The organism is Ruegeria sp. D3 (genome assembly GCF_056534465.1).
Genome location: NZ_JBQFPK010000009.1, coordinates 82,993 through 97,960, shown reverse-complemented (window position 1 = coordinate 97,960; position 14,968 = coordinate 82,993). Strand labels below are relative to the sequence as shown.

Annotated in this window: 17 protein-coding genes and 1 riboswitch; of the genes, 14 read left to right on the top strand and 3 right to left on the bottom strand. The window is 58.9% G+C overall.

The features are described 5' to 3' along the window. Positions 1–3: 3 nt before the first annotated feature. Together ACR0DX_RS14330 and cysQ are read right to left on the bottom strand one after the other, a co-directional pair. Positions 4–804, bottom strand: a complete 801-nt coding sequence (locus ACR0DX_RS14330) for a 3-deoxy-manno-octulosonate cytidylyltransferase family protein (RefSeq protein WP_170355648.1) — start codon at positions 802–804, stop codon at positions 4–6. Continuing rightward, positions 804–1,601, bottom strand: a complete 798-nt coding sequence (cysQ, locus tag ACR0DX_RS14325; protein WP_170355649.1) for a 3'(2'),5'-bisphosphate nucleotidase CysQ — start codon at positions 1,599–1,601, stop codon at positions 804–806. The genes ACR0DX_RS14330 and cysQ overlap by 1 nt, the downstream gene beginning before the upstream one ends. A gap of 122 nt (positions 1,602–1,723) precedes the next feature. On the opposite strand from cysQ, the gene ACR0DX_RS14320 reads away from it, so the two are divergent. Beyond that, positions 1,724–2,551, top strand: a complete 828-nt coding sequence (locus ACR0DX_RS14320) for an ABC-2 transporter permease (protein WP_170355650.1) — start codon at positions 1,724–1,726, stop codon at positions 2,549–2,551. Here the strand turns inward: ACR0DX_RS14320 and ACR0DX_RS14315 are convergent. Beyond that, entirely contained in the window at positions 2,548–3,150 is a 603-nt protein-coding gene (locus ACR0DX_RS14315) for an alpha-ketoglutarate-dependent dioxygenase AlkB family protein (protein ID WP_170355651.1), read from the bottom strand. The genes ACR0DX_RS14320 and ACR0DX_RS14315 overlap by 4 nt on opposite strands. A 213-nt stretch (positions 3,151–3,363) precedes the next feature. Here ACR0DX_RS14315 and dnaK point away from each other — a divergent pair, with 213 nt between their 5' ends. The 13 genes from dnaK to radC all read left to right on the top strand — a co-directional run bounded on the left by dnaK (position 3,364) and on the right by radC (position 14,966). Beyond that, positions 3,364–5,271: a molecular chaperone DnaK gene (gene dnaK / locus ACR0DX_RS14310; protein WP_170355652.1), complete on the top strand. Its 1,908-nt coding sequence runs from the start codon at positions 3,364–3,366 to the stop codon at positions 5,269–5,271. Between the two features lie 74 nt (positions 5,272–5,345). After that, entirely contained in the window at positions 5,346–6,491 is a 1,146-nt protein-coding gene (gene dnaJ, locus ACR0DX_RS14305) for a molecular chaperone DnaJ (protein ID WP_170355653.1), read from the top strand. Positions 6,492–6,664: 173 nt separating this feature from the next. Beyond that, positions 6,665–6,771, top strand: a riboswitch (TPP riboswitch). Positions 6,772–6,817: 46 nt separating this feature from the next. After that, on the top strand, positions 6,818–7,621 hold the full coding sequence (gene thiD, locus ACR0DX_RS14300; protein ID WP_170355654.1) for a bifunctional hydroxymethylpyrimidine kinase/phosphomethylpyrimidine kinase: 804 nt from the start codon (positions 6,818–6,820) through the stop codon (positions 7,619–7,621). Beyond that, positions 7,618–8,595 (top strand): FAD-dependent oxidoreductase, encoded by a 978-nt coding sequence (locus tag ACR0DX_RS14295; protein WP_170355655.1) that lies wholly within the window; start codon positions 7,618–7,620, stop codon positions 8,593–8,595. The genes thiD and ACR0DX_RS14295 overlap by 4 nt, the downstream gene beginning before the upstream one ends. Further along, positions 8,579–8,773 (top strand): sulfur carrier protein ThiS, encoded by a 195-nt coding sequence (gene thiS, locus ACR0DX_RS14290; RefSeq protein ID WP_170355656.1) that lies wholly within the window; start codon positions 8,579–8,581, stop codon positions 8,771–8,773. Before ACR0DX_RS14295 ends, thiS begins: the two co-directional genes overlap by 17 nt. 2 nt (positions 8,774–8,775) lie before the next feature. Continuing rightward, a complete protein-coding gene (locus tag ACR0DX_RS14285) occupies positions 8,776–9,540 on the top strand; it encodes a thiazole synthase (protein ID WP_170355657.1) in 765 nt (254 codons plus the stop codon). Beyond that, on the top strand, positions 9,537–10,133 hold the full coding sequence (locus tag ACR0DX_RS14280; RefSeq protein ID WP_170355658.1) for a thiamine phosphate synthase: 597 nt from the start codon (positions 9,537–9,539) through the stop codon (positions 10,131–10,133). Before ACR0DX_RS14285 ends, ACR0DX_RS14280 begins: the two co-directional genes overlap by 4 nt. After that, a complete protein-coding gene (locus tag ACR0DX_RS14275) occupies positions 10,130–11,095 on the top strand; it encodes a ThiF family adenylyltransferase (protein WP_480846500.1) in 966 nt (321 codons plus the stop codon). The genes ACR0DX_RS14280 and ACR0DX_RS14275 overlap by 4 nt, the downstream gene beginning before the upstream one ends. 20 nt (positions 11,096–11,115) lie before the next feature. Then, positions 11,116–12,051, top strand: coding sequence for an ABC transporter substrate-binding protein (locus ACR0DX_RS14270; RefSeq protein ID WP_170724647.1), 936 nt, complete (start codon positions 11,116–11,118; stop codon positions 12,049–12,051). Continuing rightward, positions 12,048–12,722 carry a thiaminase II gene (gene tenA, locus ACR0DX_RS14265; RefSeq protein ID WP_480846498.1) on the top strand — a complete coding sequence of 225 codons (675 nt, stop codon included), beginning with the start codon at positions 12,048–12,050 and terminating at the stop codon, positions 12,720–12,722. Before ACR0DX_RS14270 ends, tenA begins: the two co-directional genes overlap by 4 nt. Next, complete coding sequence (locus ACR0DX_RS14260; RefSeq protein ID WP_170527658.1) at positions 12,719–13,444, top strand: ABC transporter ATP-binding protein; 726 nt, start codon at positions 12,719–12,721, stop codon at positions 13,442–13,444. The genes tenA and ACR0DX_RS14260 overlap by 4 nt, the downstream gene beginning before the upstream one ends. Continuing rightward, the gene (locus tag ACR0DX_RS14255; protein ID WP_170355663.1) at positions 13,441–14,175 is read left to right on the top strand and encodes an ABC transporter permease; all 735 of its coding nucleotides are present in this window, start codon (positions 13,441–13,443) and stop codon (positions 14,173–14,175) included. Before ACR0DX_RS14260 ends, ACR0DX_RS14255 begins: the two co-directional genes overlap by 4 nt. Before the next feature lie 35 nt (positions 14,176–14,210). Continuing rightward, positions 14,211–14,966: a RadC family protein gene (radC, locus tag ACR0DX_RS14250; protein ID WP_170355664.1), complete on the top strand. Its 756-nt coding sequence runs from the start codon at positions 14,211–14,213 to the stop codon at positions 14,964–14,966. The last annotated feature ends 2 nt before the right edge of the window (positions 14,967–14,968 follow it).

Below are 14,968 nucleotides of genomic sequence, written 5' to 3'. Positions count from 1 at the left end.
TATTCAATCCAGGCCCATCTCGGCCATCATCTGTTCCAGCTTGGGCACGTCCTGTGGGTTGTTCAGCTCCCAGAACTGGCGGCCTTTGGCCTCAACCTCGACGCACAGAACTTTGCGGCCGTTTTCCATGAAGCGCAGCTGTTCCAGCCCCTCCAGCTGCTCCAGCGGGCCTACGGGCCAAGTGGGATAAGCGGCCAGCGCGTCGGGGCGATAAGCATAGACGCCCACATGGTGAAACACCGGGGTGTCGTCCGGGCCCGCATAGGTCTGCGCGGTATAGGGCACCACCTCTTTCGAGAAATAGAGCGCGCTGTGATCGGCGGTGAAAACGGCGGTGGTGCCACCGACCCGCCCGTGTTTGCGGTCGTTCAGCAGGCTGTTGAGCGCGTCCCCGTCGCAACGCAGCACTGGCGTGGCAACCCCGGCGTCGGGTGCGGCGCGCAGGCCCGCGATCAGGTCCTCGACAAACCAATGCGGCGTCAGGGGTGCGTCGCCCTGCAGGTTGACCACGATGTCATAGCCTGCGCCCAGATTGGCGTGGGTTTCGGCACAACGCTCGGTTCCGTTCTGGCAAGTGTCCGAGGTCATGACGACCTCGGCCCCGAAGCCTTCCGCTGCCTCGCGGATACGGTCATCGTCGGTGGCGACAACCACCTTGTCGACGCCCGACACCGAACAGGCTGCGCGCCACGACCGTTCAATCAGCGTCATCGCCTTGCCGCTTGCCCCGGTCAGCGGCACCAGAGGTTTGCCCGGATAGCGGGTCGAGGCATAGCGGGCGGGAATGGCGATGAGAACGGACATCAGGCCTCCTTCAATTCAACACCCGGAGCGTAGGCGATGAAGAACGGGTTTGCATAGCCGTCCTTGCCGTAGGTCAGGGGGGAATGATCGTCGAACCGAACCACCTGACCGCCTGCGCCTGCCAGAACGGCGTGACCTGCGGCGGTGTCCCATTCCATCGTGCGGCCCACGCGGGGGTAGAGATCCGCTTCGCCCGTGGCGACCAGGCAGAACTTCAGCGACGAACCGGCACTTTTGCTGTCTTTGACCTGATATTTGTTGATGTAATCCTCGGTCGCCTGATCGCGGTGCGATTTCGACGCAACGATCAAAAGTGCGGAATTGTCCGGATTAGAGACTGAAATCGGCGTCAAATCCCCAGCTTGCGCCTTGTCCAGCGCGCCGGTTTCCTCGACCGATTGGCCATCGGCTTGGGTATAGAACATGCGGCCTTTGGCTGGGGCATAGACCACGCCACGGGTCGGCACACCGTTTTCCACCAACGCGATATTCACCGTGAAATCGCCGCGCCGGTTGATGAATTCCTTGGTCCCGTCCAAGGGGTCCACGATCAGGAACGTGTCACCCTTTTCCGAATGCGAGGCGGCCTGTTCCTCGGTCACCAGCAGAATATCGGGAAACGCAGCGCGCAACCCGGCCGAAATCAGAGCGTCTGCAGCCTCATCCGCTTCGGTCACGGGGCTGGCATCGGATTTGACTTTGACGTCGAAATCATCTGCCTCATAAATCTCCATGATCTTGTCGCCAGCTTCCAAGGCGAGGCGTCGAATGACAGGGATGAGGGCGTCGTAGGTCACAACAATGCTCCGTTCCAGTGATTTGTTGATCGAAAATCCTAACGGCCTTATGATGCGCCGGTTACGGAACGGCAAGAAATTCGTGGCAAATTGCAGGCGATTCAGCGGGAAAGAGTGCGTACGTGTTTTATTTTGAGCGAAATAAATCGCTGGTGGGCGGTGCCTTTACCACACTTGAGCTGATCTATCATGCGGTTGTGCGCAGCATCCGCTCGCAACGGTCGAATGCTGTACTGGCCGTGATTATGAACATTGTGCAAATTCTTGCGCTGGTCACGGTGTTCTATCTGATCATGACCTTGGTTGGTAAAATCACAGGTGTTGCGAAGATTCGCGGTAACCCGATCCTGTTTTTGCTGTCCGGGGTATTTCTGTTTCTGACCCATGTGAAATCTGTAAGCGGTGTGTCTGGGGTTTCAACGGGCAACAATCCGATGATGTTGCATTCTCCGATGAACATGATGGTATCGCTTTTGGCAGCGGCCTTTGGGACATTATATACTCAGCTCGTTTCGATCCTGGTGATCCTGTTTGTATACCATGTCGCGATCGAACCGCTTGAGGTGCAAGATCCGGGTGGTGCGTTCTACATGCTGGTTTTGGCATGGTTCACGGGATGCGCTGTAGGCGTTGTATTCATGGCGCTGAAGCCTTGGCTGCCAACTTTTGTGTCCATTTCCTCGACCGTGTACCGGCGTATGAACATGATTTTCTCGGGCAAGATGTTTGTAGCAAACAGTTTGGGAGGGTTTACTTTATTGATGTTCATCTGGAACCCGCTGTTTCATGTTATTGACCAGTGCCGCGGGTTTGTGTTTCGCAACTACTTTCCGCGCAACACAAGTTGGGAGTACCCGCTGTGGGTCGGTCTTGTCTTGCTGCTGATCGGGCTGCTGGGCATTTTCTTTACACGCCAGCATATCTCGCAAAGCTGGGGTGCCCGCAGTTAACGTGCGACACGCAAGGTCAGATTGATCCGCCCCCCTTTGGGCAGCAACCGGGATGAACCGAACCTAATTCGGTCTATGCCATGATAGGCCAGGCGAGCAGGTCCGCCCATGATTACGACATCACCCGAGTTCAGCCAGATCGACTCGGTCTTGCCGCCGCGGGTGGTATTGCCGATGCGAAACAGCGCGTCATCACCCAGTGAGACAGACAGAACGGGCCATGAAAAATCCGCCTCGTCCTTGTCCTGATGAAGCCCCATGCGCGTTCCTTCGCCGTAGTAGTTGATCAGGCAGCAATCGGGATCGCGTTCGGATGATGCGAGGTCCCGCCAGATATCAAGGATGGGATCGGGGATAGCAGGCCATGACATTCCTTTAGGGTGCAGATCCTGATACCGATATCCCGCTTTATCTGATACCCATCCCAAAGATCCGGCGGATGTCATGCGGACTGACATTTCCTTGCCCGAAGCCGTAGTTGGTCGAAACAATGGTGCAGATTTCAGAATCGGCCGCAGCATATCGACCAGTTGCGCCTGAGCGTGCCCGTCCAGATAAGCTTTTCGTATATCGAAATCGCGCAAAAGCAGCCGTGCCATCCAAGATTCCCCAATCCTTGCCAAAACCTTGCAAAAAAGGCCACAGATTCCCGAAAACCTGCGATTTACACCGCTTGCAGGCTTTTGGTCTCGCCCTTATATACGCCGGGACGCGTGATGGTGTAGGGCCATTGCGCAATTGAGATCGAGGCAGGGATGCCATAACGGGTCCCGGCCTCGGGACATCGCCTTAAATAGAAAGGGATCGAACATATGAGTAAAGTAATCGGGATTGACCTGGGAACCACCAACTCGTGCGTGGCTATCATGGACGGCTCGCAGCCGAAGGTCATCGAAAACGCCGAAGGGGCGCGGACCACGCCCTCGATCGTCGCCTTCACCGAAGATGAGCGACTGGTCGGTCAGCCTGCAAAACGTCAGGCGGTCACCAACCCCGACAACACGATCTTTGGCGTCAAGCGTCTGATCGGTCGTCGTGTGGATGATGCCGAAGTCGAAAAAGATAAGAAAATGGTGCCGTATGCCATCGTGAATGGCGGTAACGGCGACGCGTGGGTCGAAGCCCGCGGTGAAAAGTACTCCCCAAGCCAGATCTCGGCCTTCACTCTGGGCAAGATGAAGGAAACCGCAGAAAGCTATCTGGGTGAGGAAGTTACGCAAGCGGTCATCACTGTTCCCGCCTATTTCAACGACGCTCAGCGTCAGGCCACCAAAGACGCCGGTAAAATCGCCGGTCTGGAAGTGTTGCGGATCATCAACGAACCGACAGCTGCTGCTCTGGCCTATGGTCTGGACAAAGAAGAAACCCAAACCATCGCGGTCTACGACCTTGGTGGCGGTACCTTCGACGTGACCATCCTGGAAATCGATGATGGTCTGTTCGAGGTCAAATCGACCAACGGCGACACCTTCCTGGGTGGTGAAGACTTTGACATGCGCATCGTCAACTACCTGGCTGATGAGTTCAAAAAGGAACACGGTGTCGACCTGTCGCAAGACAAGATGGCCCTGCAGCGTCTGAAAGAAGCCGCTGAGAAAGCCAAGATCGAGCTGTCCTCGACCTCGCAAACCGAAATCAACCAGCCGTTTATCTCGATGAGTGCCAATGGCCAGCCGCTGCACATGGTTATGAAGCTGACCCGTGCCAAGCTGGAATCGCTGGTTGGCGACCTGATCAAGAAGTCGATGAAGCCCTGCGCGGCCGCTCTGAAAGACGCGGGCCTGTCGGCTGGCGACGTGGATGAGGTTGTTCTGGTCGGCGGTATGACCCGGATGCCGAAAGTGATCGAAGAGGTCACCAAGTTCTTCGGTAAAGAGCCCCACAAGGGCGTCAACCCGGACGAAGTCGTTGCCATGGGCGCCGCCATTCAGGCCGGTGTTCTGCAGGGTGACGTCAAAGATGTGGTTCTGTTGGACGTGACCCCGTTGTCGCTGGGCATCGAGACGCTGGGCGGTGTGTTCACCCGCCTGATCGACCGCAACACGACCATCCCGACCAAAAAGTCTCAGGTCTTCTCGACGGCCGAAGACAACCAGAACGCCGTAACCATCCGCGTGTTCCAGGGTGAGCGTGAAATGGCTGCGGACAACAAGATCCTGGGTCAGTTCAACCTCGAAGATATCCCACCCGCACCGCGCGGCATGCCTCAGATCGAGGTGACCTTCGACATCGACGCCAACGGCATTGTCTCGGTTTCGGCCAAGGACAAAGGCACCGGCAAAGAACAGAAGATCACCATTCAGGCCTCGGGCGGTCTGTCCGACGACGATATCGAAAAGATGGTCAAGGACGCCGAAGAGAACGCGGAAGCCGACAAGGAACGCCGCGAGCTGGTCGATGCCAAGAACCAGGCGGAAAGCCTCATCCACTCGACCGAAAAGTCGATGGAAGAGCATGCCGACAAGGTCGACCCGACCACCATCGAAGCCATCGAACTGGCGATTGCCGCGTTGAAGGACGAGCTGGAAACTGAAAACGCCGACAAGATCAAGTCTGGCATTCAGAACGTCACCGAAGCCGCGATGAAGCTGGGCGAAGCCATCTACAAGGCGCAAGCTGAAGATGGCGAAGATGAACCGGCCGCAGCCGATGCCGCACCGGGCGATGATGACATTGTTGACGCCGAGTTCGAAGATCTGGACGACGACAAACGTAACTAACGGCTCACCGGGCCAATTCGGGCCGGTCCGTTCTCCGGGCCGGCCCATTTACGTTGAGGCAGAAGGACATACTGATGTCAAAACGCGACTACTACGATGTGCTCGGCGTAGCCAAGGGCGCATCGGCGGATGAGATCAAGAAGGGTTTTCGCAAGAAGGCCAAGGAATTGCATCCCGACCGCAACAAGGACAACCCGGACGCTGAGGCCCAGTTCAAAGAAGCGAACGAGGCTTATGACATCCTGAAGGACGCCGAGCGCAAGGCAGCCTATGACCGTTTCGGCCACGCGGCCTTTGAAAACGGCACCGGTGGCGGCCGTCCTGGCGGCGGCTTTGGTCAGGGCGATTTCTCGAGCGCGTTTTCCGACGTGTTCGACGATCTGTTCGGCGATTTCATGGGCGGCCAACGTGGCGGAGGCGGTGGACGTCGCGCGGCGCGCGGCTCGGACTTGCGCTATAACTTGCGCGTGACGCTGGAAGAGGCGTTCTCGGGTCTGCAAAAAACCATCAACGTGCCTGCCGCTGTGGCCTGCTCGGCCTGTGATGGCTCGGGTGCGGAAGGTGGTGTAGAACCCACGACCTGCCCCACTTGTTCGGGCATGGGTAAGGTCCGTGCGCAGCAGGGCTTTTTCACGGTGGAACGCACCTGTCCGACCTGTTCGGGTCTGGGTCAGATCATCAAGAACCCCTGTAAATCCTGTGGCGGTGCGGGTCGCGTGGAAAAAGAACGCGCCCTGTCGGTCAATATTCCGGCCGGTGTCGAAACCGGTACGCGCATTCGCCTAGCGGGCGAGGGTGAGGCTGGAATGCGGGGTGGCCCTCCGGGTGATCTGTACATCTTCGTCGAAGTGTCGGACCACAAACTGTTCGAACGTGACAGCGTGAACCTCTATTGCCGCGTACCTGTCAGCATGGCCAAAGCAGCGCTGGGCGGTTCGATCGAAGTCCCCACCATCGATGGCGGGCGTGGTCGCGTTCAGATTCCAGCTGGCAGCCAGTCTGGCCGTCAGATGCGCCTGCGTGGTAAAGGTATGCCCGCGTTGCGCGGTGGTGGTGTAGGGGACATGTTCATTGAACTTGCGGTGGAAACGCCGGTGAACCTGACAAGCCGCCAGAAAGAGCTGTTGAAAGAGTTCGACGACTTAGGTGAAGACAACCACCCAGAGTCCAAAAGCTTTTTCTCATCCGTCAAATCTTTCTGGGATGGAATGAAGGGCTGAAAAGCAGGGTAGGGGGCTTTGCCCCCGCCGCCCGTTCCGGGCGACTCCCCCGAGATATTTATAGCCAGATGAAGCAGGGGATTCGAACTTTATCTGGCCACAAGTAGCTCGGAACGTGAGGCAGAGCCTCGCAGAATCCTCTTGATTATTTCTCGCGTGCCTGAAATGTTCCGCACCAACCGTTGGGGTGCCTCTTGTGAGGGGCTGAGAGGTGCTATTGCGTCAACCCATCGAACCTGATCCGGGCAATACCGGCGGAGGGAACGGTCGCCAAATTATGGACGTTTTCTACGCCACGATTGCCCAAGATTATCTGGAGCAAAGATATGGCGTCTATTGCCTTAACGATAGCAGGTTCGGACAGTGGAGGGGGGGCCGGTATTCAAGCCGACCTTAAGGCCATGTCTGCTCTTGGAGTGTATGGCGCCAGCGTGATCACGGCGATCACTGCGCAGAACACGCGGGCAGTGACGGCTGTTCACGGTGTTCCGTTGGATGTGATTGCAGCACAAATTGAGGCCGTGCTTAGCGATCTGGATGTCGGGGCGATCAAGATCGGGATGCTGGCAACTCCAGAAATAATCCGAACCGTGGCTGACAGTATCACCGGGTTCGGCGGTCCGATTGTGCTCGACCCGGTCATGATCGCCAAATCGGGTGACTACTTGCTGGCTGAGGACGCGGTGCAGACATTGCGTGATGTGTTGGTGCCTTGTGCTTCTGTACTGACGCCGAATTTGCCCGAGGCATCATGTTTACTGGGCTTGTCGGACGCGGAGACTACAGAACAGATGATCGAACAGGGGCTTGCGCTATGCGACCTTGGGGCTCAGACCGTATTGATGAAGGGGGGGCATGGAAAGGGAGACGTCTGTCATGATCTTTTGATAGATCGGACGGGCTTGATCGCTGAATTCTCGGCCCCCCGCCGTCAAACCAAAAATACGCATGGCACCGGGTGCACATTGTCTTCTTCGGTTGCGGCGGGATTGGCGAAGGGGTTGTCAGTTCCCAACGCAGTCGCGCAGGCGCACGAATACCTGCAGGGTGCGATTGCACAAGCAGATCGTTTGAACATTGGGCATGGTCATGGGCCGGTGCATCATTTCCATCAGGTTTGGCCTGCGTGACGATCTGGCCGGTCATAGGTTCGGGCGTTGCTGGTTTGGCTGTTGCCAGTGAATTGGTCTCGCGCGGGGCACAAGTGCAGGTTTTTGACCCCGGCGGGCCACCCGGAGCACATGGTTGTTCTTGGTGGGCCGGTGGGATGCTAGCCCCATGGTGCGAGTATGAAAATGCTGAAGAGCCAGTGATGCGTTTGGGGCAGACCGCGTTGGATTGGTGGGCCGCGCGGACTCAGGTGCAGCGGTGTGGGACGTTGGTTGTGGCCAATCCGCGCGACCTGCCTGATTTACGACGATTTGCGCGCAGGACTGAAGCATTCGTCGAAGTCGATCAATCTAAAATCGCCGAGTTAGAGCCTGATTTACATGATTTCCCCAAGGGTCTGCACTTTGCGCAAGAGGCACATCTTGATCCGCGTCAAGCGCTGCATGACCTGTATCGCCAGTTGCAGGATCAGGGTGTTGTGTTCCACCGCAAGCTTGCGCCTTCGCGGTTGGAAAACGCGATTGACTGCCGGGGGCTGCACGCGCGCGAGGTCTTGCATGATCTGCGAGGTGTGAAGGGTGAGATGTTGGTGATCCGCTGCCCCGAGGTCACTCTGACCCGGCCGGTGCGGTTACTGCATCCCCGGATGCCACTTTACATCGTTCCGCGTGGTGATGGCGTCTACATGCTGGGTGCGACGATGATCGAGAGCGAGGATAGCAGCCGCATCACCGCGCGGTCTATGCTGGAACTGCTCAGCGCGGCTTATGCGTTGAATCCGGCCTTCGGCGAGGCCGAGGTGCTGGAGATTGGCGTCGATCTTCGTCCTGCCTTCCCCGACAACCTGCCGCGTATTCGGCGGTTGGGCGACACGATCTACGCCAACGGTCTTTATCGCCACGGCTATCTACTGGCCCCGGCGCTGGCGCAGGGTGTGGCCGATCTGGCGCTTGAAAACAAACATTCGGAGATGGTCGATGAAGATCGTGCTTAATGGCGAGACCCGAGAAATAACGGCTCTGACGCTGGCGGAAATGTTGGTTGAATGCGGATTCTCGGGCCGGGTCGCAACGGCGGTGAACGAGGAATTCGTTCCTTCGAGCCTGCGCATCGCGCACGAACTGGTAGATGGCGACCGGGTCGAGGTCGTCGCACCGATGCAGGGGGGCTGAGGATGAAGACGTTTTACGGCACAGATTTGCCCAACCCCTTGATGCTGGGCACGGCGCAATATCCAAGCCCGGCCATTCTGGAGCAGGCGTTTCGGGAAAGCGGGGCCGGGGTGGCCACCGTGTCGCTGCGACGGGAATCCGGCGCAGGGCAAACATTTTGGCAGATGATCCGCGATCTTGGCGTGTTGGTCCTGCCGAACACCGCCGGGTGCCACACGGTCAAAGAGGCTGTGACCACCGCCCATATGGCGCGTGAGGTGTTCGACACCAAATGGATTAAGCTGGAACTGATCGGCCACACGGACAGTCTGCAACCGGATGTGTTCCAACTGGTCGAAGCTGCCCGCATTCTGACCGAGGATGGGTTTCAGGTCTTCCCCTACACCACCGACGATCTGATCGTGGGTGAACGTCTGCTGGCTGCAGGGTGTGAGGTGCTGATGCCCTGGGGCGCGCCGATCGGGTCGGGGCGCGGATTGAACAACGAATACGCTTTGCGGGCGATGCGGGCGGAATTCCCGGATGTGCCGTTGGTGATTGATGCTGGCATTGGCCTGCCCAGCCACGCCGCGCGCGCGATGGAGCTGGGTTATGACGCTGTTCTGCTGAACACGGCTGTCGCGCGTGCTGGTGATCCGCCGGCGATGGCGCAGGCCATGATGCAGGCGATTGAGGCCGGGCAACTGGCCCATCAAGCCGACCCGATTGAGGCGCGCGATATGGCTGAACCCTCGACCCCCGTGATCGGAAAGGCGTTTCTGTCATGAGCCTCGACCGCTTTTACCCGATCTTTGATCACTCGGACTGGCTGCGGCGGATGCTGCCATTGGGTGTCAAACTGGTGCAGCTGCGCGTCAAGGATCAGCCCGATGCAGTGGTGCGTGAACAGATTGCCCAGTCACGCGATCTGTGCTGCCAGCATGGTGCGGTTCTGGTGGTGAACGACTATTGGCAGGCCGCGATTGAGGCCGGATGTGACTGGATTCACTTGGGGCAGGAGGATCTGGACGATGCCGACCTGCAAGCCATTCGCAAGGCTGGACTGAAGCTGGGCGTATCGACCCATGATGACGACGAGTTGGAACGCGTTCTGGCGATGGACCCGGATTATGTGGCGCTGGGGCCAGTCTATCCAACCATTCTGAAAAAGATGAAATGGCATCAGCAGGGCTTGCAACGCCTCACCGAATGGAAGGCGCGGGTGGGCGATATCCCTTTGGTCGGGATCGGCGGGATGAGCGTCGAACGTGCGCCGGGTGTGCTGCAGGCGGGCGCGGATATCGTCTCGGTCGTGACAGATATCACCCTGAACACGGACCCCGAAGCGCGCGTTCGCGAATGGATCGAGGTCACGCGATGAGCCGCTACGCCCGCCAAACCATCCTGCCTGAGGTAGGGGCAGAAGGACAGGCGCGGTTGTCTGCGGCGCATGTGCTTGTTGTAGGGGCCGGAGGGTTAGCTGCGCCGGTTCTACCCTTGCTGGCTGGGGCTGGTGTCGGGCGGATCACGGTGATGGACGGGGATACAGTCGATTTGTCCAACCTGCATCGCCAGACTTTGTTTACGCAGGCGGATTGTGGTCGACCCAAGGCTGATGTGGCGGCTGAGCGCTGCCGGAGCTTGAATAGTGAGATTGATGTTGGGGCGCTGAAAAATGCTCTAACCAACTTAAATACGCCCAATATGGTCGCGCAGGCTGATGTGATCCTAGATTGTGCGGATAGCTATGCGGCCAGCTATATTCTGTCGGACACGTGTCTGGCGCAGGGGAAACCGTTGATCAGCGCCTCGGTACTGGGGTTATCGGGCTATGTTGGTGGGTTCTGCGGAGGGGCACCCTCGCTGCGCGCGGTGTTCCCTGACGCGCCCGATAGCGGAGCGAGCTGCGCAACCGCCGGTGTACTGGGTCCGGTCGTTGGGACAATAGGCGCGATGCAGGCACAGATAGCGCTAAACCTGATCCTTGGGATCTCACCCTCGCCCTTGGGGCAGATGGTTCAATATGACGCCCGTACCCTGCGTACCAGCACCTTCCGGTTCGACAACGCGCCCGAACCCAATAGCTGTTTTCGGTTCGTCTCGGCCAGTCAACTCAGCACGGATGACCAGATCGTCGAGTTGCGAGATAAAACCGAAGCCGCCATCCCAGCCCACCCCAATGCGCAGCGCATTTCGCCCGAAAATTTGCAGGAAATAGACCCCAACAAAGGCAAAAGACTGGCCTTGTGCTGCGCCACGGGCCTGCGCGCATGGCGTGCTGCCGAACAGATTCAACCGGATTGGCCGGGCGAGATTGTCCTCGTCGCGGCCTCGACCTCGTAAGCGAAAAGGAAACGCGAGATATGAAAAAGCTGATTACCGCTATTGCTTTGCTGGCTGCCACGCCAGCCTGGGCCGAGGACAAAATGACCGTCCTGCTGGACTGGTTCATCAACCCCGATCACGGCCCGATCATCGTGGCGCAGGAAAATGGCTATTTCGCCGAGCAGGGGCTTGAGGTTGAGATTGTCCCGCCCGCCGACCCCTCGGCCCCGCCGCGTCTGGTGGCAGCAGGTCAGGCTGAACTGGCGGTTTCGTACCAGCCGCAGCTGCACCTGCAAATCCACGAAGGCCTGCCGCTGAAACGCGTGGGCACGCTGGTTGCGACCCCGCTGAACTGCCTTCTGGTGTTGGAAGACGGTCCGATCAAATCTTTGGCCGACCTCAAGGGTAAAAAGATCGGCTTCTCGGTCGCGGGCGTGGAAGAGGCCATTCTGACCGCGATGCTGAACGCCCATGGGGTGGCGCTGGACGATATCGAATTGATCAACGTGAACTTCTCGCTGTCGCCGTCGCTGATGACCGGGCAGGTGGATGCGGTGATCGGTGCGTTCCGCAATTTCGAACTGAACCAAATGGATATCGAAGGTGTCGCGGGCCGCTGCTTTTACATCGAGGAAGAAGGCGTACCGCCCTATGATGAGCTGATCTACGTGGCCAACCCCGAAACCATGGATGCTGACATGATCGCGCGTTTTCTGGCCGCGACCGAGAAAGCTACGCAATATATCGTCAACAACCCGGAAAAAAGCTGGGAGATTTTCGCGGCCACCTCGCCCGAGCTGCAGGATGAGCTGAATGCGCGCGCATGGGTCGACACTCTGCCCCGTTTCGCCCTGCGTCCGGCTGGTTTTGACGCTGGTCGGTACGCACGGTTCGAGGCGTTCCTGAAAGACAGCGGCATGATCGACAGCATCAATCCGGTCAGTGACATCACCATTGATGTGACCGCGCAATGAGCGGCTACGGCAAAGCCTTCGCGCTGATGCGTGATGCGGCGCAAGGGCCGTGGCGGGATTATACCCGCCACGCCTTCGTCGAAGGCATGAAGGACGGCACGCTGCCGCGTGAGGCGTTCCTGCACTATCTGCGGCAGGATTACGTGTTCCTGATCCATTTTAGCCGCGCCTGGGCATTGGCGGTGGTGAAATCGGAAACGCATTCCGAGATGTTGACCGCTGTGGGCACCGTGAACGCTCTGGTCGCCGAAGAAATGCAGCTGCATATCGGCATCTGCGAAGCGGCCGGGATTTCGCAGGAGGAGCTGTTCGCGACTCCCGAGCGGCCCGAGAATCTGGCCTATACGCGGTTCGTGCTAGAGGCCGGGTATAGCGGAGATCTGCTGGACCTGCTGGCCGCCCTTGCGCCCTGTGTCATGGGTTATGGTGAGATCGGCGCGCGGCTGGCTGCTGAGGCGACATCCGAGACCTATCGCGATTGGATCAACACCTATGCCGGTGAGGACTACCAAGGCGCATGTCAAGCGGTAGGAGAATTGCTGGATCAGGCTCTAACGCGGCGTATTGGGGCAGGTTTCGAAGCCTCACCGCGTTGGGATCGACTGTGTCAGACCTTCCGCACTGCGACCGAGCTTGAGGTCAACTTCTGGCAAATGGGCCTGACCCCGTGACCCAAGCGCCTGATCTGACCATCAGTGGCTCGGCCACAATCGACGGCGCGCCATTGTTCGCGCCGTTGGCCCTGACCCTTGGAGCGGGGCAGTGGACCTGCTTGTTGGGCGGATCGGGTGTGGGGAAAACCACCGTTTTGCGCCTGATTGCTGGATTGGAGACGGGCGCAGATTTCAAAGGGCAGATCACTGCCAGCGACACGCAGCCAGTGCAAAGCCGCGTCGCTTACATGGCGCAGGACGACCTGCTGCTGCCTTGGGCGACGGTGGCGCAGAATGTGTCTCTGGGCGCGCGGCTGCGCGGGGAAAAACCCGACCTGGCCCGCCGGGACCGTCTGATCGAGCGGATGCGATTGCAGGATCATCTGGACAAAAAACCCGGAGAATTGTCTGGCGGTCAGCGTCAGCGCGTGGCCTTGGCGCGTACGTTGATGGAGGACCGGCCCATCGTGTTGTTGGATGAGCCGTTCTCGGCCCTCGACGCCCGCACCCGCGCCGATATGCAGGATCTGGCGGCCGAGTCGCTGGCGGGGCGCACCGTATTGCTGGTGACGCACGATCCGGCCGAGGCCGCGCGTCTGGGTCAATCCATCATGGTGATGACCGCGCAGGGGCTGACGCCCTGCGAGCCGCCTTCGGCCCCGGCTCCGCGCCATGTGGATGACCTGGAAACGCTAGAGACGCAGGGCGCGTTGTTGCGGTTGTTGAGAGAGGCGGCATGAAAATCCTGTCCGCCCTTGCCGCAACTGTATTCGCGCTGGCCGTTTGGCAGGCGATTGTCAGCTTGACGGGTTTGCCGAAATTCATCCTGCCCGGTCCTGCGCTGGTGGCTGAGACATGGTGGCAGAACCGCTGGGTGATTGCCGAACATACATGGATCACGGCGGTTGAGGTGGTGATCGGCTTGGCTTTCGGCACTGCTCTCGGCGTGATCACCGCGCTTCAATTGGCCAATTCGCGGGCAGCGCGGGTGTTGGTGCAGCCGATGCTAGTCTTCACACAGGCGCTGCCGGTGTTTGCTCTGGCCCCGTTGCTGACCCTGTGGCTGGGTTATGGGCTGTGGTCCAAGGTCGCGATGGCGGTGCTGATCATCTATTTCCCGATCACCTCATCCTTTTTCGACGGGCTGATGCGCACGCCCCCCGGCTATCTGGACCTTGCACGCACCATGCAGGCCAGCCCGCGTGCAGTGTTGTGGCATATCCGCATTCCGGCGGCATTGCCCTCGCTGGCGTCGGGGATGCGGCTGGCGGCGGTTTATGCGCCCATCGGGGCCGTGATTGGCGAGTGGGTGGGCTCGTCTCAAGGCTTGGGCTATCTAATGCTGCTGGCCAATGGGCGCGCCAAGACCGATCTGATGTTTGCCGCAATGCTGACTTTGGGCGTGTTTTCCATCCTGTTGCATATGATCATTCGCCGCGCCACGGCGCGCATGGCAGGTGAAGCGCGTTAACGGTTTGGAAACCGATTCGGCGTCAGGGTTGGGACATGACCAAGGACGCCTTTGCCGAAGCCCCGATGCTGTTTGAAACGGACGAAGCGCCCGCGCAGCCGCTGCCAAGTGGTCGATTGCCCTCCTATATAAAAGACCATCGCAAGCGGCTGCGCGAAAGGTTCATGTCGGGTGGGTCCGCCGCAATGCCGGATTATGAGCTGTTGGAACTGGTGCTGTTCCGGTCCATCCCCAGGCAGGACGTGAAACCTCTGGCGCGGGCGCTGATGGATACGTTTGGGGATTTCAACCGCGTGCTGACCGCGCCCGAAGAACGGCTGCGTCAGATCAAGGGTGTAGGTGATACAGTCATCACTGATCTGAAAATCCTTGAGGCTTGCGCCCATCGCATGGCCCGCGCGCGGGTGATGCAACGGCACGTGATCTCGGGCTGGGATGCGTTGCTGGACTATTGTCACACCACAATGGCCCACCGTGAGACCGAGCAGTTCCGGGTGTTCTATCTGGATCGTAAAAACGTCCTGATTGCGGATGAGGAACAAGCCAAGGGCACAGTTGATCATGTGCCTGTTTATCCGCGCGAGGTAGCGAAACGGGCGTTGGAACTGAATGCCTCGGCGCTGATTCTTGTGCACAACCATCCGTCGGGCGATCCGACGCCCTCGCAGTCGGATATCGACATGACCAACCGGATTCAGGATGCATGTCTGGCGCTTGGCCTGACTCTGCATGACCATCTGATCATCGGAAAATCAAACGAATTGAGTTTTCGTTCGGAAGGTTACTTGTAGTG